The sequence below is a fragment of the Streptomyces sp. NPDC001663 genome (genome assembly GCF_042893105.1).
Taxonomy (GTDB): domain Bacteria; phylum Actinomycetota; class Actinomycetes; order Streptomycetales; family Streptomycetaceae; genus Streptomyces.
In genome coordinates this window covers 152,365-170,649 of the sequence record NZ_JBIAUR010000011.1, presented here as the reverse complement: position 1 = coordinate 170,649, position 18,285 = coordinate 152,365, and the positions used below count along the sequence as shown (strand labels likewise).

The window sequence follows — 18,285 nt, the reverse complement described above, 5'->3', positions numbered from 1 at the left end:
ACGTTCTACCTGACCGCCGCCCTCGGCTGCTGCTGGGTGATGCAGTGGATGCCGCCCCCGCCCGCGAAGATCGTCCGCGCGTCGACGAGTGTCACCGTCCGCTCGGGGAACAGCCGCCGGAAGATGCCCGCCGCAATCTCGTCGCGCGGGTCGTCGAAACCGCACAGCACGACACCGCCGTTGCAGAGGTAGTGGTTGATGTAGGAGTAGTCGGCCCAGTGGCCGTCGGCCTCCAGGACGGTGGGCGCCGGGACCTCGACGACCTCCAGGCTGCGGCCCCGTGCGTCCTTCTGTCCCCGCAGCAGTCCGATGACCTCCTTCGTCACCTCGTGGTCGGGGTGCGCGGGGTCCGGCTGGGAGTGGGCGACCACGACTCCCGGGCGGGCGAAGGCGGCGACGATGTCCACGTGACCGAGGGTGCCGAAGCCGTGCGGGGGATAGTCGCCGGTGAGGCCGCGGGGCAGCCAGATCGCCTTGCGGGTGCCGAGCTGGGCGTGGATCTCGGCCTCGACCTCCTGCTTCGACCACCCCGGGTTGCGCTCGGGCCCGAGCTGGACGGTCTCCGTCAGCAGCACGGTCCCCTCACCGTCGACGTGGATCGCCCCGCCCTCGTTCACCAGCTTCGAGGCGTACGTCTTCGCTCCCGCGAGGTCCGACACATACGCGGCGATCTTCGCGTCGTGCTCCCAGCGGGCCCAGTGCTGGGCGCCCCAGCCGTTGAACGTCCAGTCCACGGCGGCCAGTTCGCCCTTGCCGTTGGTCAGGAAGGTCGGCCCGACGTCGCGCATCCAGGCGTCGTCGAGGTCCCGCTCGACGGTGCCGACGCCCTCACCCAGCAGGGCCCGCGCATCGGCCGACTGCCCCGGCCCGCACACCACCGTCACCGGTTCGAACCGGCGTATCGCGCGGGCGACCGACGCCCAGGCGGCACGCGAGGCGGCGAGGTCGTCCGGGTCCTCGAAGGTGGGGTTGGGGCCCGGCCACGCCATCCAGGTGCGCTCGTGCGGGGCCCATTCGGCGGGCATGCGGAAGCCGTCGGCGGCAGCCTTGTTCATCCGGGAGGTCCTCACAGGAAGTACAGACGGTTGAGGGAGACGGACTCGGCCGGCTCCGAGCGGATCGGTTCGCCGTCGAGCGTGACCAGACCGGTCCGCTGGTCGACATCCACCGCTCCGGTACGGGAGTTGAGGCGCAGATCGGCGGGCCCGATACCGCGCGTGCCGCGGACGGCGACCCTGCGTCGCCGGGTCGGCATGGTGTCGTTGCCCTGGTCGAGGGCCGCCTGCGCGACGAAGGCGACCGAGATGTCGGCCGGTGTCGCGCCGTGGGCGCCGAACTGCGGTCCCAGGACGAGGGGTTCGCAGGTGTCGGTGGCCGCGTTCGGGTCCCCGACCACGCCGTACGCCGGGAAGCCGGCCTTGAGGACGAGCTGCGGTTTGGCGCCGAAGTACTCGGGCCGCCACAGCACGATGTCGGCCAGCTTGCCGACCTCGATCGACCCGACCTCGTGCGAAAGTCCGTGCGCGATGGCCGGGTTGACGGTCAGCTTGGCCATGTAGCGCAGGACGCGCTCGTTGTCATGCTCGTCCGGGGCGCCGAACTCGGCCTTCATCTTCCCGGCCATGGCGAAGGTACGGCGGACCGTCTCCCCCGCCCGGCCCATGCCCTGCGCGTCGGACGAGGTGATGCCGATCGCACCCAGGTCGTGCAGCACGTCCTCGGCGCCCATGGTCCCGGCGCGGATGCGGTCACGGGCCATGGCGGCGTCGCCGGGCAGGTCGGTCTTCAGATCGTGGACGGAGACGATCATCCCGTAGTGCTCGGCGACGGCGTCCCGTCCGAAGGGCAGGGTCGGATTGGTGGAGGAGCCGATGACGTTCGCAACGCCCGCCATCTTCAGCACATTCGGTACGTGACCGCCCCCGCACCCCTCGATGTGGAAGGCGTGGATGGTCCGCCCCTCCAGCACCCGCAGGGTGTCCTCGACGGAGAGGCATTCGTTCAACCCGTCGCTGTGCAGGGCGACCTGGACGTCGTGCTCCTCGGCGACGCGAAGTGCCGTGTCCAGGGCCCGCGTATGGGCGCCCATGTCCTCGTGCACCTTGAAGCCGGAGGCGCCGCCCTCGGCGAGGGCCTCCACCAGTGGGGCCTGGTGCGAGGACGAACCCCGCCCCAGGAACCCGATGTTGACCGGCCACGCGTCGAAGGCGTTGAACGCATGCCGCAGCGCCCAGGGCGAGTTGACCCCGACGCCCCACACGGGCCCGAACTCCTGCCCGATGATGGTCGTCACGCCGGACGCCAGCGAGGCCTCCATGATCCGCGGCGACAGCAGATGGACGTGGGTGTCGACGGCACCGGCGGTCGCGATGAGCCCCTCGCCGGACACGATGGACGTACCGGTGCCGACCACGACGTCGACCCCGTCGAGCGTGTCGGGATTCCCGGCCCGCCCGATCGAGCAGATCCGCCCCTCCCGGATGCCGATGGAGACCTTGCGGATCCCCTGCACGGCATCGATCACCACCACGTTGCTGATGACGACGTCACAGGTCTCCCGGACGGCGGCCGCCTTGAGGTGCAGCCCGTCGCGCGCGGTCTTCCCGAAGCCGGCGAGGAACTCGTCGCCGTAGCGCTGGGAGTCGGACTCCACGCGGACGACGAGCCCCGAGTCGCCGAGCCGGATGCGGTCGCCGGCGCGGGGACCGTGGGCGGCGGCGTATTCGTACGGGTTCATCCTTCGGCTCCCAGATATCCGCAGGCGGCGGCCCTGCGCAGGGCCTCTTCCTTCGTCCCCGGCGCGTCCAGCGCCCCGTCGACGAGCCCCGCGAACCCGATCGCGACCCGCTCGCCCCCGATCGGCACGAGCCCGACCTCGACGCTCTCGCCGGGCCCGAAGCGCACGGAGGAACCGGCGGGGACGGCGAGTCGCATGCCGTAGGCGCAGGACCGGTCGAAGTCGAGGCGCGGGTTGGCCTCGAAGAAGTGGAAGTGGGAGGTGACGGAGACGGGCACGGTCGCGGTGTTGGTGACCGTGAGCCGGACGGCCGCCTCGGGCTCGGTGTGCGCGGGCCCGGGCAACAGGGCGCCCGGCGCCCCGTCCCCCAGCCCGCCGCCGGCTATCGGATCGGTGACGACCGCGAGCCTGGAGCCGTCGTCGAAGACGGCCTCCACATGCACCTCGGTGACGACGTCCGCGACGCCCGGCAGCACGTCGGCCGGGCCGAGGACAGACCGGGCGCGCTCGACGGCCTCGGCGAGCCGGGCGCCGTCTCGGGCCGCCTCGCACACGGTGTCCGCGATGAGGGCGGTCGCCTCGGGGACATTGAGCCGCAGACCGCGGGCCCGGCGGGCACGGGCCAGCTCGGCGGCCCCGAAGAGCAGCAGCCGGTCGCGTTCGGTGGGAGTCAGCCGCATATCGTTCCCTTCACTTAGAGCACCACTCTAAACATGAAATCCCCAAGACCGAAAGGTTGACGCCAAGGGGTTGAGCACATCACATTGAACGTCGCTCTAACCGAGGGAGAGATGCCATGCCGATAGAACAGCGCGGAGTCGACACCATCCCCGACGGGGAACGCACCAGCGGACCACGGGACCTGGTCTCGATCCTGCTCGGCTCCAACCTCTGCCTGGGCGTGATCGTCTTCGGCTGGCTGCCGGCGTCCTTCGGCCTCGACTGGTGGGCGTCGGTGAGCTCGATCGTGGCGGGCACGGTGGCCGGCACCGCGTTCACGGCCCCGTTGGCGCTGGTCTCCCTGCGCACGGCGACGAACCTGTCCACCTCCTCCGGCGCCCAGTTCGGCGTGCGCGGCCGGCTGGTCGGTTCGGTCGTCGGCCTGCTGCTGGCCCTCGGCTACACCGCCCTGACCGTCTGGATCGGCGGCGACGTGATGGTGAGCGTGCTGGGCCGCCTCCTCGGGCTCCCGCAGAACGGTGTCTCGTACGGCGTCGTCTACGGGCTGCTGGCCGCGGCGACCGTCGCGGGCGCGGTGTACGGCTACCGCGTGCTGCTCGCTATGTCCCGTGTCCTCGCGATCGGCATGACGGCCCTGCTCGCGCTCGGGGTGATCGCGTACGCCCCGCACTTCACGACCGAAGCGCTCCCGCAGACCGGCGGCTATCTGCTCGGCGGCTTCTGGCCGACATGGCTGCTGGCCGCGGTGGCGGCGGGCCTCTCGGGCCCCATCGCCTTCATCACCCTCCTCGGCGACTACACCCGCTACATCTCACCGACCCGCCACACCTCCCGCCGGGTCCTGCACGCGACCTGGCTCGGTCTGACGGCCGGCCTGCTGGTCCCGCAGTTGTTCGGCACGTTCACGGCGTACGGGGCGCGGGCGGCGCTCGACTACGCCGGGCCGCTGGTGTCCGCCTCCCCCACCTGGTGCCTCATCCCGCTCCTCCTCGCCGCCTCCGCGGGCTCGGTCGGCAACGCGGGCCTGATGCTCTACTCCATGGGCCTCGACCTGGACGCCATCCTGCCGCGCGCCTCCCGCGCCCGGGCCACCTGCACGGTCGCGGTCGTCGCCACGGCCTGCGTCCTCGCCGGCCACTACGCCTGGGACGCACAGTCCGCGATGACGTCCTTCGTCCTGCTCCTGACGGCCATCGGCACGCCGTGGGCGGTCATCACACTGATCGGCTCCGCGCGCTGCCGCGGGGTGTACGACGCGGACGCGCTGCAGGTGTTCAACCGCCGCTCGCGGGGCGGCATCTACTGGTACAGCGCGGGCTGGAACATTCCGGCGACGGTGTCCTGGGCGGTCGGCGCGGGGGTGGGCCTGCTCGCCGTCTCCCTGCCGTCGTACGAGGGACCCTTGCTGTCCCTGACCGGCGGGGTGGACTGCAGCTTCGTGCTGTCGGGGCTGGTGGGCGGCGTGGTGTATGTGTTGCTGCATCCCCGGGCTCATTCCAGCGAGGGCCGGGACCACTCAGCCCGTCCGGCGTTTGAGGACGAGGCCGTTTAGGCCGAAGCGGGGGTCTGGGGGCGGCAGCCCCCAGCAAGGCCCACACAACCGCCGAGCTCGGATCAGCCCGGTTCCAGCCCCGGCAGGAACTCCGTCCCGAACGCCGGCTTCAGGTCCGTGAACCACGTGGCCCCCTCGTCGTACGCCGCGAAGAACGGGCGGTCCACCAACTCGGGGTCGCGGGCCTGGATCAGGTGCAGGACGAAGACCTTCTCGCCGGCGACTTCGGCGACGCCGTCCACGCAAACCTTGCCCGGCATCGCCGACATCACCGGACCGCGCACCGTACGGGCCAGCCCCGACACGCGGGCGTAGGCGTCGCGGAAGATCTGGTGGCCGCGGGCCAGGGGGACGCCGAAGTAGCCCTGCGGGCCGGTGTCGCGCTCCACGAACTGGTAGTAGGGCACTGCCCCCAGCGTCGTCGTCACGTCCCACAGCTCGGCCCAGGCCTCGGCGCTGTCGTTGATGCCGGCCACCAGCGGGCCCTGGCAGCGGATCACGGCGCCCGTGCCGCGCACCCGGCGCATGGCGTCCCGCACGACCTGCGGGCGCAGTTCCTGCGGGTGCGTGAAGTGGGCCATCAGCGCGAGGTGGCGGCCACTCGCCACCACCTTCTCGAAGAGGCGGAGGAGGTCGTCGGCGTCCCGGTCGGTGGTGAAGGGTACGGCCAGAAGGCGAGCGACTTGGTGCCGATGCGGATCGAGCGGACGGTGTCGATCTCCAACAGCGGCTCCACATAACGCCGTAGCACCTCCGTGCTCATCACCAGCGGGTCGCCGCCGGTGATCAGGGCGCTGGTCACCTCGGGGTGGGCCCTGAGGTAGGCGGACGTGGTCGCGATGTCGTCGGTGGCGATGCGCAGGTCGGCCTCGCCGACGAACTGGGGCCAGCGGAAGCAGTAGGTGCAGTAGGCGTGGCAGGTCTGGCCCTGGCGCGGGAAGATCAGCACGGTCTCCGGGTACTTGTGCTGCAGCCCGATCAGCCGCCGCCCTTCGTGCACGGGGACGTTGGCGTCGAGCTGGCCCGGAGAGGGGTGAGTACGACTCCGGGCTGCTCTACCGGTCGGCCTACAGCGAACCCCGAGCCTCCTTCCTCTCTTTGCAGCGCCGTGTGGCATGGCGCCACGGGCGATGCGCCACCAGCAGCAGCGCTGCAGCGGCACCTACAAGGGGCGCAGCCAACGGCACGTAGGCAGCGCTACGGACGGCCAAAAGGGCGAGGCAGGCCAAGCTGGGAACGGCGAGATATACCGCCACAGTAAGGGCCTTCAGGAGCCAGTCGCCGAGCATGGCCCGTGCTTCCACACGAATGGCTTCGTCGATACTCATATGTGCCAAGGCCTCTATTCCGTGACCAGGACCGGCGACCACAACTCGACGAAGGCGGCCGCCGCCGCATCGTACTTCTCCGCGAAGTGCTGCCTCAGCAGCTCATGCAGGTCGCTTTCGTCGTCGACGACGATCAGCTCATGGGCGCCCTGGACGTTCAAGGTCTCACCGTATGAGGCGCGTTGGTCGGGGCGGTGGCGTCACATATACGACACCAGGTCGTGCCCAGCGACGTAGACGAAGCGGCAGCTGAACTCCCGGCGCCCGTCGGTCGCGTCGACCAGGGTCACCGGCAGATGGGTGAACCGCTCCATGGGCTTGCTCTGCTGCCACAGCTCGTCGAAGCGCTGCTCGACGAAGGCGCCGAGCGGGGAGCGTACGGCGACCTCGAGCTGGACGCCCTCGCCGGAGAGCCGGCCGACGGTGAGGAAGGAGACGAGGGAGCGCTCGTCCCAGCGGTAGAGGGTCACGCCCGGGGAGGTGGAACAGAGGCGTACTTCGAGGAACTGGCGGGCGGTGTCGTCGAGGCGGCGGGCGAACTGACTCAGCGTGCGCAGGTTGCGCAGGATGTCGCGGCGGATGTCGGCGCTCTGCTCGCCCAGTTCGCGGCCGCGCAGGATGACGGCGAGGGAGTCGGGGTCGAGGAGCAGGATCTGCACCCGGGCGCCGTGCGCGGTGGCGGACCTGATGCCGCGGAAGAGGCGTTCGGAGTACTGCGGGCCGAACAGGTTGGAGAAGGTGTCCAGCACCTTCACGTTCGAGGTCGAGCCGTAGACCTGGGCGCTGAACCACTCGTAGTCGAGCCGGGTGTGTTCGCGCACCCGGCCCTCCTGGGCGCGGGAGATCAGCGGGCCGATCACGAACACGGTGATGACGACGCCGACCAGGTCGGTGCCGAGGTTGAGGGTGAGGTTCTCGCCGTAGTTGTCCATGCGCGCGGCGAACCACAGCAGCACCCCCGCGCAGCCGGCCAGGAGCGCCAGCACCGTGAGGCTCTGGGGGCGGCGCGGGGTGCGTAACGCGCGTAGCAGCCAACCCGGCCTCGATATCGGCGTCCGCCCGTTCACCCGCGCTCCCTCCCCCGGCCGAATCCGCGCACCGGAGAGCACGCTCCCCCCGCGGAAGGAGTGGATACCCGCGCGGGGGAAGCGATACGCGTCGAACGAACTCCCCGTCCTCGACCTGCAGTTGGGATCAGCCGAGGCGGTGCATCCAGCCGTGGGCGTCCTCGGCCTTGCCGCGCTGGATGTCCAGCAGCGCCTCGCGCAGCTTGAGGGTGACCTCGCCGGGCTCGCCGCCCGCCTGCTGCCACTCGGCGCTCTCGCGCTTGACCGTGCCGACGGGGGTGATGACGGCGGCGGTGCCGCAGGCGAAGACCTCGGTGAGGGTGCCGTTCTCGGCGTCCTGCTGCCACTGGTCGATGGAGACGCGGCCCTCCTCGGACTCGTAGCCCAGGTCGCGGGCGACGGTCAGCAGGGAGTCGCGGGTGACGCCCTCGAGGATGGAGCCGGTCAGGGAGGGGGTGACGATCTTGTCGCCGTACACGAAGTACAGGTTCATGCCGCCGAGTTCCTCGACCCACTTGTGCTCGACCGCGTCCAGGTAGCAGACCTGGTCGCAGCCCTTGGCGGCGGCCTCGGCCTGGGCGAGCAGGGAGGCCGCGTAGTTGCCGCCGGTCTTGGCGTCGCCCATGCCGCCGGGGACGGCGCGGACGCGGTCCTCGGAGAGCCAGATGGAGACCGGCTTGACGCCACCGGGGAAGTAGGCGCCGGCCGGGGAGGCGATGACCAGGAAGAGGTACTCGTTGGCGGGCTTCACGCCCAGGCCGACCTCGGTCGCGATCATGAACGGGCGCAGGTAGAGGGACTCCTCGCCGCCGTGCGCGGGCACCCACGCCTTGTCCTGCTGGACCAGGGCGTCGCAGGCCTCGATGAAGGTGTCGACCGGCAGCTCGGGCATGCCGAGGCGGTGCGCGGAACGCTGGAAGCGCTCGGCGTTCTTCTCGGGGCGGAAGGTGGCGACGGTGCCGTCGGGCTGGCGGTAGGCCTTGAGGCCCTCGAAGATCTCCTGCGCGTAGTGCAGGACCATCGTGGCGGGGTCGAGGGAGAGCGGGGCGTACGGGACGAGCTGGCCGTCGTGCCAGCCGCGGCCCTCGGTCCACTTGATCGTCACCATGTGGTCGGTGAAGTGGCGGCCGAACCCGGGGTTCGCCAGGATCGCCTCGCGCTCCGCGTCGGAGAGTGGCGAGGCCGAGGGCTTGAGCTCGATCGTGGGCGTCGTCATGAGTGGTTGTCCTTCACCGGTTGTGTGTGACGGGCCGCGCTCACGCCTGTACTGCCAGTGGCCAGTGCTAGGACGTCCGAGCATTCCCTCATTCCGCGGCTCCGCGTTCGATTATCGCAAGCGGGAGGCCGTGGACGAAACGGCGTGAAATGCGGCCCAGGGGATGATGGTGGCACCCGGCGGGGACACAGCGAAAGCCGCCGGGTGCAGATGCGACCCGGCGGCTTCGAAAGATTTCGAGTGCTCGGCGGGTCAGCCGGCTACTCGTACGGCCAGCGCGTCGCCGATCTCGGCGGTGCTGCGGGCGGGCTTGCCGGTGCGCTCGGCGAGGTCGGCGGCGACCGCCTCGTCGATACGGGCGGCCTCGGCCTCGTAGCCGAGGTGACGCAGGAGCAGGGCGACGGACAGGACCGTGGCGCTGGGGTCGGCCTTGCCCTGGCCGGCGATGTCCGGGGCCGAGCCGTGCACCGGCTCGAACATGGACGGGAACTCTCCGGACGGGTTGATGTTGCCGGAGGCCGCCACACCGATGCCGCCGGAGACGGCCGCGGCGAGGTCGGTGATGATGTCGCCGAACAGGTTGTCGGTGACGATCACGTCGAAGCGCTCGGGCTGCGTGACCAGGTAGATGGTCGCCGCGTCCACGTGCATGTACTCGGTGGTGACCTCGGGGAACTCCGCGGCCACCTTGTTGAAGATGTTGGTCCACAGGTGACCCGCGAAGGTCAGCACGTTGTTCTTGTGGATCAGCGCGAGCTTCTTGCGCGGGCGGGCCTGGGCACGGGCGAAGGCGTCGCGGACGACGCGCTCGACACCGAAGGCCGTGTTCACGGAGACCTCGGTGGCGACCTCGTGCTCGGTGCCCTTGCGGATGGTGCCGCCATTGCCGGTGTACGGGCCCTCGGTGCCCTCACGGACCACGACGAAGTCGATGCTCGGCTCGCCGGCCAGCGGGGTGGCCACACCGGGGAGGAGCTTCGACGGCCGCAGGTTGACGTGGTGGTCGAAGGCGAAGCGGAGCTTGAGCAGGAAGCCGCGCTCCAGGACACCGGACGGGACCGAGGGGTCGCCGATGGCGCCGAGCAGGATGGCGTCGTGCCGCTTGAGGGACTCGAGGTCGGCGTCGGTGAGGGTCTCACCGGTGGCGTGGTAACGCTGGGCGCCGAAGTCGTACTCCTGAGTCTCCAGCTTCACATCCTGCGGAAGGACGGCGGAGAGGACCTTCAGACCTTCGGCCACGACCTCCTGGCCGATGCCGTCACCGGGGATCACTGCGAGATTGATGCTGCGAGACATGCGGGAACCCTACTCCCCGTCCCATGGGATGACACGTCATGTCCGCGATACGGACAGGGTGACGACGGAGGGCGTCAACTGGACGCCACCCGTTCACCCGTATGACTGGCGGGCGTTGGGATTCGCTGGGAACTTCACCACCATGGACATTCCCGACTTCGGCATTCCGCCGCAGCTCGCAAGCCGCATGAGCATGGCCGAGCAGCACGAGTACCTGCGTACCAAGCTCATGCGGCGCCGCACGCTGGTGACGGCGGGCGCGGTGGCGGCGGGCGGGCTGCTCACCGGCTGCGGCGGCAGCGGCTCGGGAGCACAAGGACCGCAGGGCACGACGGCCCCCTCGCCCGCGACCTCGAAGGTGCACGGCTCGGTGGTCTCCCCCTTCGGCCGCCATCTCGCCTTCGGCGCCGACCCGAAGACGCAGATGCGCGTCTCCTGGCAGGTCCCGCTCGCCGTGCAGAAGCCGTACGTCCGCATCGGCCTCGAGCCCGACGACCTGAGCCGGAAGATCGAGGCCGAGATCCGCGACCTGCACACCCCGGGAGTGACGGGTGTGCGCGCGGCGCTGGAGCAGTACTACGTCCACGCGGCGCTGGACGGCCTGCGCCCCGGCACGACGTACTACTACGGCGTCGGCCACGACGGCTTCGACCCGGCCTCGCCGAAGCACCGCTCGACGATCAGCAGCTTCCGCACGGCGCCGGCGAGCCCGGAGAAGTTCGTGTTCACGGCCTTCGGCGACCAGGGCGTCAGCCAGGCCGCGGCCGCCAACGACGATGTGATCCTGCGCCAGAAGCCCGCGTTCCATCTCCACGCGGGCGACATCTGCTACGCCGACACCAACGGCCGCGGCCAGAAGTCGGACGGCTACGACCCGGGCTTCTGGGACCTGTTCCTCAAGCAGAACGAGTCGGTCGCGAAGACGGTCCCCTGGATGGTGACCACCGGCAACCACGACATGGAGGCCTGGTACTCGCCCGAGGGCTACGGCGGCCAGCTGGCCCGCTTCTCCCTCCCGGACAGCGGCTTCGACGCCCGCACGGCTCCCGGGGTGTACGCGTTCACCTACGGCAACGTCGGCTTCGTGGCGCTGGACGCGAACGACGTGTCGTACGAGATCCCCGCCAACCTCGGCCACAGCGGCGGCCGGCAGACCAAGTGGCTGGACGAGAAGCTGGGCGAACTGCGGGCGTCGAAGACGGTCGACTTCGTCGTCGTCTTCTTCCACCACTGCGCCTACTCGACCTCCTCGCACGCCTCCGACGGCGGGGTGCGGGCGGAGTGGCTGCCGGTGTTCGCCAGGCACCAGGTGGACCTGGTGATCAACGGCCACAACCACGTCTACGAGCGGACCGACGCCGTCAAGGGCGGCGAGGTCGGCAGGTCGGTCCCCATCGGGGCGTCGACGGACCCGACGAAGGACGGGATCGTGTACGTCACCGCGGGCGGCGGCGGCCGTGATCTGTACGGCTTCCCGTCGGGCGTGAAGGAGAGCTACGAGGGGCACGTCACGCACCACGACTCCATCGACAGCTTCCACTGGACGAAGTCGAAGGCCTCCGCGGCGGAGACCGTGGAGTGGTCGCGGGTGCGCTACCGGGGCTTCTCCCTCCTCGCGGTGGAGGCGGAGAGCGGCACGCGGCCGGTCCTCAGGGTGTCGGCGCTGGCGCAGAGCGGCGAGCGCATCGACCACTTCGAGGTGCGGCGCGGCACGTGAGTCCGCGCCGCACCCCGTGCGGGTGCGGCTCCCGGCTTATCTGTGATGCCCGGTTCAGTGGCCGGTCGAACCGCCGTTGTCCCGGCGGTCGAGGGCGCGCTGCAGGGCGGCCGCGGCGTTCTTGCGGTCGGAATCGCTCGTACGGGAGATGTGACGGACTCGGCGGCGTGCGGTCGTCTCGGCCATGGGAAATCGACTCCTTCGAAATCCTGGAGTGCACAAGGGGGTTACGAGACGCCGGGTGGGGCGGGGAGCGGTGCCGCAGGGGTTGCCTGCAATGGGCCCGGCTCACGACCGCCATTCGCTTGGTCGAGCGAGACGTTCGGCTTCTACAAAACTAAGCGAGGAGCGCCGGTCTGTCTCCACAATTACTCGGACTTCCTACTATCTGAGACGGCGGATGGGGGCACACGGCGCTGAGCTGGGGTTTCGAGTTGGGACAGGGGAAAGCGGCGCTGGGCGATGACGGGCGGGAGCGACGGGGTCACGATGGACGGAAGCGGCCGTATGCCTCGGCCCGGTCCGGATCCGGGAGGGAGACCCGATGACCACGGAACATCCCCGCACCCAGGTGATCACCCAGCGCCGGTTCGGCGGTCCGGAGGTGCTCGAGGTCGAGGAGCGGCCGCTGCCCGTGCCCGCGGCGGGCGAGGTGCTGGTGCGGGTGCGTGCCGCGGGGATCAACGCGATCGACCTGCTGGTGCGTTCGGGCACGGCCCCGCTCTACGGCGAACCGCCCTTCACGCTGGGCCGGGACCTCTCCGGCGTCGTCGAGGCGGTCGGCGAGGGCGTCACCCGGCTGCGCCCCGGCGACGAGGTCTTCGGCAAGGTCGACGCGGGCGCGTACGCCACCCATGTCGCCGCCCCCGCCGCCTACTTCGCCGCGAAGCCCGCCACCGTCGACCACGTCCACGCGGCCGCCGCCCCGACGGCCACGCTCACCGCCTGGCAGGCCCTGATCGACATCGCCCGAGTCGGCCCGGGCACCCGGGTGTTGATCCATGCCGCGGCGGGCGGCGTGGGCCATGCTGCGGTGCAGCTCGCCAAGGCGGAGGGCGCGTTCGTCGTCGCCACCGCCCGCGCCGACCGTCACGACTTCCTGCGCGGCCTCGGCGCCGACGAGCTCGTCGACTACACGGCCGTCGACTTCACCGACGCCGTGCACGACATCGACGTGGCCCTCGATCTGATCGGCGGCGACTACGGCCCGCGCACCCTGAACACCCTCCGCCCCGGCGGCCTGCTGATCTCCGCGATCCCCGGCGACCTGGGCCTCACCCCGGAGGAGGTGGAGGCCCGCGGCATGCGCTTCGCGGTGGTCCAGGCGGAGCCCTCGGGCGAACGGCTCGAGAAGATCGCCGCCCTGCTGGCGGGCGGCCGGGTCCGCATCCACGTCGAGGCGGCCCTGCCCTTCGCCGAGGCGGCCAAGGCCCATGAGCTGGGCGAGGCGGGGCACGCGAAGGGCAAGCTGGTGCTCGTGCTCCCCGACTGACTCCTACCGGGCAGTGGGCCGGATCGCCCACACGACTGATCCTCCGCGCGGCGCGCGACACCGAAATCCGGCGAACGGGAACAGTGAGGCCATGAGCGACAAATTCAAGGCATTCCTCGAGGGCGGTCCGGCCGACCTCCCCGATCGGATCGTCCAGGTCCCCACCTCCGGGGCGGATCTGAAGATCGAGCTCCGCAACGGCTACGAACACTTCAGGCCGACCCCCCGTCTGACGGAGACGCCCGAGGGGAAGCTCCCCGTCTACGAGTGGTGGGAGCGGACGGAGATGCCCGGCTAGGGCAGGCCCTGGCTCACCGCAGCGCGGTCGCCAGCGCCTCCCGGAAGCCCTTCGGGTCGTCCGTCCACACCATGTGCCCCGCGTCCGGCAGGATCACCCGGCGGACGCGGGGCAAGGTGCGTTCCAGGGAGTCCACGGCGGAGCGCGGCCGGATGTCGCGGGCCCCGTCGACGATCAGTACGGGCAGGTCGAGGGCCCGGCAGGCGTCGTACAGCCCGGGTGTGCCGCACCGGCGCCTGCGCTCCTCCTCGATGGCCCTGCTGCACTCGTGGTTGACCCCGAACCACGGGTCGGCCATCCGCCCGGCGCGCTCCTGCGCCCGCTCGCGGTCCTCCAGCTCGGCCGACCACTGGAGCACCGCCCATTCCCGGTCGTCCGTCTCGGATCGCACGGGCCGGTCCGCCAACTCCCGCCAGCGGGCGAGGCGTTCGGGGTGCTCGCCGAGCCGGGACAGGAGGTTGGCCTCGAAGGCGGGGTGCCAGTCGGAGTCGGGACCGATGCCCGTACCGGCCACGTACACCAGCCCGCTCACCCGCTCCGGGTGCGCCAGCGCATAGCTCAGCGCGAGATACGCGCCCCAGGAGTGGCCGAGCAGCCGCATCCGCTCCAGCCCGAAGTGCCGTCGTACGGCGTCGAGATCGGCGACGAACCGCTCGCTCGTCCACGGCCCGGCGACGGACCGCTCCGAACGCCCGCACCCGCGCTGGTCCCAGCGGACGACCGGGGCCAGGTCGGCCAGCAGCTCCGCCAGGTCCTCGAAGTAGTCCCAGAGGCCGGGCCCGCCGTGGCACAGCACCAGGGGGTCGCCCCCGCCCGACCGTGCGGCCCACAGACGTACACCGTCGTCGGCCACCACGGTCGGGGGCTCGTTCTCCGTCATGGTCATGAGGGCAGTGTGCCCTGATGATGTGTCAGCCCATGTGCGGGTAGGTGTAGTCGGTCGGCGGGACCAGCGTCTCCTTGATGGCGCGGGTCAGGGTCCAGCGCATCAGGTTCTGCGGGGCACCGGCCTTGTCGTTGGTGCCGGAGGCGCGGCCGCCGCCGAAGGGCTGCTGGCCGACGACGGCGCCGGTCGACTTGTCGTTGATGTAGAAGTTGCCGGCCGCGTAACGCAGCTTCTCCATCGTGTACGCCGCCGCGGCGCGGTCGCCCGAGACGACCGAGCCGGTGAGCGCGTAGTCGGAGACCGACTCCATCTGGGTCAGCATCTCCTCGTACTTGTCGTCCTCGTAGACGTGCACGGCGAGGAACGGGCCGAAGTACTCGGTGCGGAAGACCTCGTTCTCCGGGTCGCTGCACTCGACGACGGTCGGGCGGACGAAGTAGCCGACCGAGTCGTCGTAGGAGCCGCCCGCGACGATCGTGCACGCCGGGTCCTGCTTGGCGCGGTCGATCGCGGCCTTGTTCTTGGCGAAGGAGCGGTCGTCGATGACGGCGCCGATGAAGTTGGAGAGGTCGGTGACGTCGCCCATGGTGAGGTAGTCGACCTCGGCGGCGAACTCCTCCTTGAAGCCGGAGTTCCAGATGGACGCCGGGATGTAGGCGCGGGAGGTCGCGCTGCACTTCTGGCCCTGGTACTCGAAGGCACCGCGGGTCAGGGCCGTCTTCAGGACGGCGCGGTCGGCGCTCGGATGGGCGACCAGGAAGTCCTTGCCGCCGGTCTCGCCGACCAGTCGCGGGTAGGAGCGGTACTTCTCGATGTTGCTGCCGACCGTCTTCCACAGGTACTGGAAGGTCTTGGTCGAGCCGGTGAAGTGGATGCCGGCCAGGTCCCGGTGCTCCAGGGCCACCTTGGAGACCTCGATGCCGTCGCCGGTGACGAGGTTGATGACGCCCTTGGGGAGCCCTGCCTCCTCCAGCAGCTGCATCAGGAGGACGGCCGCGTGGGTCTGGGTCGGCGACGGCTTCCACACCACCACGTTGCCCATGAGCGCGGGCGCGGTGGGCAGATTGCCCGCGATGGCCGAGAAGTTGAACGGCGTGATCGCGTAGACGAAGCCCTCCAGCGGGCGGTGGTCCAGGCGGTTCCAGACACCCGGGGAGTTGGCCGGGGGCTGCTCGGCGAGGATCTGGCGGGCGTAGGCGACGTTGAAGCGCCAGAAGTCGATCAGCTCGCAGGGACAGTCGATCTCGGCCTGCTGGGCGGTCTTCGACTGGCCGAGCATGGTGGACGCGGCGAGCGTCTCGCGCCACGGGCCGGACAGCAGCTCGGCCGCGCGCAGGATGATCGCGGCGCGGTCGTCGAAGGACATCGCACGCCAGGCGGGCGCGGCGGCGAGGGCCGCGTCGATGGCGTCCTGCGCGTCCTGCTGGGTCGCGTTGGCGTAAGTGCCCAGGCGGGCCTTGTGGTTGTGCGGCTGCACGACGTCGAACCGCTCGCCGCCGCCCATCCGCTTCTCGCCGCCGATGGTCATCGGCAGGTCGACCGGGTTCTCGGCCAGCTCCTTCAGCTTGGCTTCGAGCCGGGCGCGCTCGGGCGAACCGGGGGCATAGCCGTGCACCGGCTCGTTGACGGGGGTGGGGACCTGGGTCACAGCGTCCATGAGATCCGTAACTCCTTGAACTTGAGCGGGTGTTCGGGTTCAGCCCTTGCTGATCATGCTGCGCACGAAGAAGCGCAGGTTCGCCGGCTTCTCCGCCAGGCGCCGCATGAAGTAGCCGTACCAGTCGGTGCCGTAGGCGGTGTAGACGCGCATGCGGTGGCCCTCGGCGGCCAGTCGCAGGTGCTCGTCGCTCCTGATGCCGTAGAGCATCTGGAACTCGTACTCGTCGAGCTTGCGCCCGGCCTTGCGCGCGAGCTCCTGGGCGATGGAGATCAGGCGCGGGTCGTGGGACCCGATCATCGGATACCCCTCGCCCTCCATGAGAGTCCTCAGGACGCGGACGTACGCCTTGTCGATCTCGTGCTTCTGCTGGTAAGCGACCTCGGCGGGCTCCTTGTACGCCCCCTTCACCAGCCGCACCCGGCTGCCGGCCTCGGCGAGCCGGCGGGCGTCGGCCTCGGTGCGGAACAGGTACGCCTGGATGACGCAGCCGGTCTGCGGGAAGTCCTTCCGCAGCTCCTCGTGGATGGCGAACATCGAGTCGAGGGTGGTGTGGTCCTCGGCGTCGAGCGTGACGGTCGTACCGATGGCGGCGGCGGCCTCGACGACCGGCCGGACGTTCGCGAGGGCCAGCTCATGGCCGCCGTGGAATGTAGGGGCGGGCCCGGAGGGCCCTTCGAATAGGGCGGTGGTGGGCGACGGGAGGGACTGCCCGAACATCGACAGCTTGACGGACATCTCGACCCGCTCGCCGAGCGCCTGCTGCTTGAGCCTGTCGATCAGCGCCAGGTAGGCGTCGCGGGCGGCGCCGGCCTGCTCGGGGGTGGTGATGTCCTCGCCGACGACGTCCATCGTCAGCTCGAGGCCCCGGTCGGTGAGGTCCTCGATGATCGGCACGATGTCGTCGACGGTCTCGCCGGGGATGAAGCGGTCGACGACCTGCCTGGTCACCGGGGCCGCCGAGATCAGGCGTCGCATCCGGTCGCTGCGCGACGCGGCAAGAATCACGGGACCCAGCACGGGGCACCTCCACAAACCAGCAGATAGAACCACCGTGAAACCTAAGGATCCCTCCGATCCTCAGCCATCGACAGCTGTCACGCATCCGTGCCGCAGATCTCAGACAGATGTATGAAGTGGCCGGAACTTTGCGGCAGAATGCCCGAGTGACGTCCGAAGCTGGGCCTTTTAGAAGCGTGGGTGACTACCAGGAGCTGGTCGACGAGATCTCGGAGCTCCTGGGCGCGCCGGCGACCCTGGAGAACCGTGACTTCGAGCTGATCGCCTTCGGTGCGTACGACAGTGAGGGCGACCTCGACACGTCGGCGCTGGACCCGGTGCGCACCCGCTCGATCCTGACCCGGCGCTCGACGAGGGCGGTCCGTACGTGGTTCGAGGGCTTCGGCATCACGCGGGCGACGGGCCCGGTCCGTATCCCGCCCACGCCGGAGGCCGGGGTCTACCGGGGACGGATCTGTCTCCCCGTACGCCACAGGGGTGTGGTCCTGGGCTACGTCTGGCTGCTGGACTCCGACCCGGGCCCGACCGAGCGGCAGCTGACCGCGGCGATGGAGGTGACGGTCCGCATCGGCGCGCTGCTCGCGGACGAGGCCCAGCACGGGGCGGATCTGAGCCGGGAACTGAGGGCCGTGCTGGTCGCCGAGCGGGACTGGCAGCACGACATGGCGGTGACGGAACTGCGCACGGCACTGGGTGCGCGCGCGGACGGCGTCCACACGGTGGTGTGCGTGGCCCCGTGGCCCACCGCCGACCCGGAGGACGCCCCGTCGGTGCGTACGGTGCCGGGCGCGACGGCGTTGTGCACGGTGCCGTGGGGTGCGACGTCCCACTCCCTGGCGCTGCTGGTCCGGCTGCGCTCGGCGGACGTGCTGACACCGGCGACCTCGGCGGCGGGACGGCTGCTGGAGCGGGCGGGGGCCGGGACGGCAGCCGCCGGTATCGCCTCGGCGCGGGTGGGGCTCGCCGAGCTGGGGACCGCCTGGCGGGAGGCCTCCGCGGCGGCCCGTGCCGCGCTCGCCGAGCCAAGGCTGGGCCCGGTCGCCGAGTGGGCGCACATCGGCCCGTTCCGCCTGCTGACCGCGATGCCCCCGGAGACGGCCCAGGACCCCGTCGTACACGCCCTGTTGGCCCCCGCCCACCGCGAACTCGCCCGTACGGCCGAGGTCTACCTGGACTGCGCGGGCCAAGCGGGCCGCACCGCCGCGGAGTTGGGCATCCACCGCCAGACCCTCTACTACCGCCTCTCCCGCGTCGAGCAGCTCACCGGCCTGGACCTGGACGACGGCGAGGACCGGCTGCTGCTGCACATGGCCTTGAAGGGGGCGCGGTTGTAGGCAT

General features: G+C 70.6%; 18 protein-coding genes. 5 read left to right on the top strand and 13 right to left on the bottom strand.

Annotated elements, in window-relative coordinates:
* Positions 1 to 5 precede the first annotated feature (5 nt).
* Genes ACFY1L_RS32980 through ureA form a run of 3 tightly spaced genes read right to left on the bottom strand, consistent with a single transcriptional unit; the run spans position 6 to position 3,417 of the window.
* Positions 6 to 1,055, bottom strand: a complete 1,050-nt coding sequence (locus ACFY1L_RS32980) for an agmatine/peptidylarginine deiminase (RefSeq protein ID WP_388832222.1) — start codon at positions 1,053 to 1,055, stop codon at positions 6 to 8.
* Between the two features lie 11 nt (positions 1,056 to 1,066).
* A complete protein-coding gene (locus ACFY1L_RS32975; protein ID WP_388832219.1) occupies positions 1,067 to 2,737 on the bottom strand; it encodes an urease subunit alpha in 1,671 nt (556 codons plus the stop codon).
* Complete coding sequence (gene ureA, locus ACFY1L_RS32970; protein ID WP_388832216.1) at positions 2,734 to 3,417, bottom strand: urease subunit gamma; 684 nt, start codon at positions 3,415 to 3,417, stop codon at positions 2,734 to 2,736. Before ureA ends, ACFY1L_RS32975 begins: the two co-directional genes overlap by 4 nt.
* 116 nt (positions 3,418 to 3,533) lie before the next feature.
* On the opposite strand from ureA, the gene ACFY1L_RS32965 reads away from it, so the two are divergent.
* Entirely contained in the window at positions 3,534 to 4,970 is a 1,437-nt protein-coding gene (locus ACFY1L_RS32965; protein ID WP_388832214.1) for a cytosine permease, read from the top strand.
* Positions 4,971 to 5,032: 62 nt separating this feature from the next.
* Here ACFY1L_RS32965 and ACFY1L_RS32960 read toward each other — a convergent pair whose 3' ends face one another.
* From ACFY1L_RS32960 to ACFY1L_RS32935, 6 genes are all read right to left on the bottom strand, one after another.
* Positions 5,033 to 5,578 carry a hypothetical protein gene (locus ACFY1L_RS32960; protein WP_388832211.1) on the bottom strand — a complete coding sequence of 182 codons (546 nt, stop codon included), beginning with the start codon at positions 5,576 to 5,578 and terminating at the stop codon, positions 5,033 to 5,035.
* Complete coding sequence (locus ACFY1L_RS32955; protein WP_388832208.1) at positions 5,551 to 5,970, bottom strand: hypothetical protein; 420 nt, start codon at positions 5,968 to 5,970, stop codon at positions 5,551 to 5,553. Before ACFY1L_RS32955 ends, ACFY1L_RS32960 begins: the two co-directional genes overlap by 28 nt.
* 342 nt (positions 5,971 to 6,312) lie before the next feature.
* Positions 6,313 to 6,459: a hypothetical protein gene (locus ACFY1L_RS32950; RefSeq protein WP_388832205.1), complete on the bottom strand. Its 147-nt coding sequence runs from the start codon at positions 6,457 to 6,459 to the stop codon at positions 6,313 to 6,315.
* Between the two features lie 39 nt (positions 6,460 to 6,498).
* Positions 6,499 to 7,365 (bottom strand): hypothetical protein, encoded by an 867-nt coding sequence (locus ACFY1L_RS32945; RefSeq protein WP_388832203.1) that lies wholly within the window; start codon positions 7,363 to 7,365, stop codon positions 6,499 to 6,501.
* Positions 7,366 to 7,492: 127 nt separating this feature from the next.
* Positions 7,493 to 8,581 carry a branched-chain amino acid aminotransferase gene (locus tag ACFY1L_RS32940; RefSeq protein WP_388832200.1) on the bottom strand — a complete coding sequence of 363 codons (1,089 nt, stop codon included), beginning with the start codon at positions 8,579 to 8,581 and terminating at the stop codon, positions 7,493 to 7,495.
* 252 nt (positions 8,582 to 8,833) lie between these two features.
* Positions 8,834 to 9,877 (bottom strand): 3-isopropylmalate dehydrogenase, encoded by a 1,044-nt coding sequence (locus ACFY1L_RS32935; RefSeq protein WP_388832197.1) that lies wholly within the window; start codon positions 9,875 to 9,877, stop codon positions 8,834 to 8,836.
* A gap of 142 nt (positions 9,878 to 10,019) precedes the next feature.
* On the opposite strand from ACFY1L_RS32935, the gene ACFY1L_RS32930 reads away from it, so the two are divergent.
* Positions 10,020 to 11,594 carry a purple acid phosphatase family protein gene (locus ACFY1L_RS32930; protein ID WP_388832194.1) on the top strand — a complete coding sequence of 525 codons (1,575 nt, stop codon included), beginning with the start codon at positions 10,020 to 10,022 and terminating at the stop codon, positions 11,592 to 11,594.
* A gap of 54 nt (positions 11,595 to 11,648) precedes the next feature.
* Here ACFY1L_RS32930 and ACFY1L_RS32925 read toward each other — a convergent pair whose 3' ends face one another.
* Positions 11,649 to 11,780: a hypothetical protein gene (locus ACFY1L_RS32925; protein WP_020138683.1), complete on the bottom strand. Its 132-nt coding sequence runs from the start codon at positions 11,778 to 11,780 to the stop codon at positions 11,649 to 11,651.
* A 358-nt stretch (positions 11,781 to 12,138) separates the two neighbouring features.
* Here ACFY1L_RS32925 and ACFY1L_RS32920 point away from each other — a divergent pair, with 358 nt between their 5' ends.
* The gene (locus ACFY1L_RS32920; protein WP_388832191.1) at positions 12,139 to 13,086 is read left to right on the top strand and encodes an NADP-dependent oxidoreductase; all 948 of its coding nucleotides are present in this window, start codon (positions 12,139 to 12,141) and stop codon (positions 13,084 to 13,086) included.
* Positions 13,087 to 13,177: 91 nt separating this feature from the next.
* Positions 13,178 to 13,384: a DUF5988 family protein gene (locus tag ACFY1L_RS32915; protein WP_361274043.1), complete on the top strand. Its 207-nt coding sequence runs from the start codon at positions 13,178 to 13,180 to the stop codon at positions 13,382 to 13,384.
* Positions 13,385 to 13,397: 13 nt separating this feature from the next.
* Here ACFY1L_RS32915 and ACFY1L_RS32910 read toward each other — a convergent pair whose 3' ends face one another.
* Genes ACFY1L_RS32910 through ACFY1L_RS32900 form a run of 3 tightly spaced genes read right to left on the bottom strand, consistent with a single transcriptional unit; the run spans position 13,398 to position 16,947 of the window.
* A complete protein-coding gene (locus tag ACFY1L_RS32910; RefSeq protein ID WP_388832187.1) occupies positions 13,398 to 14,270 on the bottom strand; it encodes an alpha/beta fold hydrolase in 873 nt (290 codons plus the stop codon).
* Positions 14,271 to 14,295: 25 nt separating this feature from the next.
* Positions 14,296 to 15,927 (bottom strand): L-glutamate gamma-semialdehyde dehydrogenase, encoded by a 1,632-nt coding sequence (gene pruA, locus ACFY1L_RS32905; protein WP_388832184.1) that lies wholly within the window; start codon positions 15,925 to 15,927, stop codon positions 14,296 to 14,298.
* A 39-nt stretch (positions 15,928 to 15,966) separates the two neighbouring features.
* The gene (locus ACFY1L_RS32900) at positions 15,967 to 16,947 is read right to left on the bottom strand and encodes a proline dehydrogenase family protein (RefSeq protein WP_388832181.1); all 981 of its coding nucleotides are present in this window, start codon (positions 16,945 to 16,947) and stop codon (positions 15,967 to 15,969) included.
* Between the two features lie 128 nt (positions 16,948 to 17,075).
* On the opposite strand from ACFY1L_RS32900, the gene ACFY1L_RS32895 reads away from it, so the two are divergent.
* Positions 17,076 to 18,281: a PucR family transcriptional regulator gene (locus ACFY1L_RS32895; RefSeq protein WP_388832748.1), complete on the top strand. Its 1,206-nt coding sequence runs from the start codon at positions 17,076 to 17,078 to the stop codon at positions 18,279 to 18,281.
* The last annotated feature ends 4 nt before the right edge of the window (positions 18,282 to 18,285 follow it).